Source organism: Streptomyces sp. NPDC051133, from assembly GCF_040682635.1.
Lineage (GTDB): Bacteria > Actinomycetota > Actinomycetes > Streptomycetales > Streptomycetaceae > Streptomyces.
Genome location: NZ_JBFBBK010000242.1, coordinates 1 through 1,304, shown reverse-complemented (window position 1 = coordinate 1,304; position 1,304 = coordinate 1). Strand labels below are relative to the sequence as shown.

The window sequence follows — 1,304 nt, the reverse complement described above, 5'->3', positions numbered from 1 at the left end:
GAGGACTCGATGCGCTCCCACTCGTCGGCGAAGGCGGCGCTCCAGTAGTCCTCCAAGACGGTGAGCGCATCGTTGAGGACGGGGAGGGGGTCGGTGAGGATGCCTTCCAGCCGTGCCGCCCGGCCAGGGTCGCACTGCCGGAGCTCGGTGAGGACCGCGTCGCGGGTGGCGGGGGCGTCGACTAGATCGTGTCCGGTGTGGCGCGTGGTGTCGATGAGGGTCTGGGCGAGTTCGGCGGCCAGCAGGGCATGCGGCAGTGCCCTGATGGCCGTGAGCTGGTCGGTGAAGTCGGCGTCGTGATCGCCGGCGCGGCTTTCGAAGAACGCAGGGATGTAGTCGGCCACGACGGAGCCGTGCTCGCGCAGTCGGCGGCGCAGGGCGGCGGGCAGTCGGCGGCACCGTCGCACCCAGGGGACGTGCAGGGCGTGGTGTCCGGGGTCGGTGAGGACGTGCCAGGAGTGGACGGCTTCGAGCAGCGGTGAGACGGAGAAGGCGATGTCCTCCTCGGCTGTTTCGCTGAAGCGCATGGCGATCACGAGTGCAGGATTTCACAATCAGTTGATCGGATCTCGCCGCGTCAATCAGGCTCAGGGCAGACCGCGCGCCGTCCGGCCGAAGGTCGACACCCTCTTCTTTCCCGAGTCGAAGGCAGTCCCCTATGAGTACGCCCGAGGCGCCCTGGCGAGCCGTGCTGGCCGCAGACGGGTGCCGGTACACCGTCCACAAGCACGCCCCCGCGCACAGCGTCGCCGAGCGCCGGGCCTTGCCCTTTCCCTGGTCGCAGGCACACTTGGCTTTCGAGACGAAGTACCGGCACAAGGTATTCAACGACCGGCACCTGACACGCATGGAAGAGATCATGCAGGCGGTCTGCGCCGGCTTCGAATGCGAACTGGTCGAGTTCGACGGCGAGAACAACCACGTCCACCTGCTGGTGAACTTCCCCCGAAGGTCGCCTTGTCCAGGCTGGTCAACAGCCTCAAGGGCGTCAGCTCCCGCAGGCTCCGCCAGGAGTACCCCGAACTGGCACGGCACTACTGGCAGGCACAGCGCCTGTGGTCCGGCTCCTACTTCGCCGGACCGGTCGGCGGAGCCCGCACTCGATAGTCCGTCAGTACATCGAGCAGCAAAATCGTCCGCTCTAACCAGCGAGTCAGAGCAGCCCTCAAAATCACTTCACCTCCCCCGCAAACGGGGGAGCACTGCGATTAGGCCCAGTAGCAGGCCCGTCCTCCGCCGGGCCCACCCTCTCGTACAGCACGCACCTCGCAGCCCTGGGCTGCGCGGCACAGATCAGGGAGCAC

General features: G+C 67.1%; 1 protein-coding gene and 1 pseudogene. One reads left to right on the top strand and one right to left on the bottom strand.

Annotated elements, in window-relative coordinates; translation table 11 throughout:
• Positions 1-527 (bottom strand): DUF5937 family protein (locus tag AB0N17_RS46755; RefSeq protein ID WP_366017738.1); only part of this gene is annotated, 527 nt, incomplete at its 3' end.
• Between the two features lie 236 nt (positions 528-763).
• Here AB0N17_RS46755 and tnpA point away from each other — a divergent pair.
• Positions 764-1,145 (top strand): annotated as a pseudogene (gene tnpA, locus AB0N17_RS46750) (IS200/IS605 family transposase).
• Positions 1,146-1,304 lie beyond the last annotated feature (159 nt).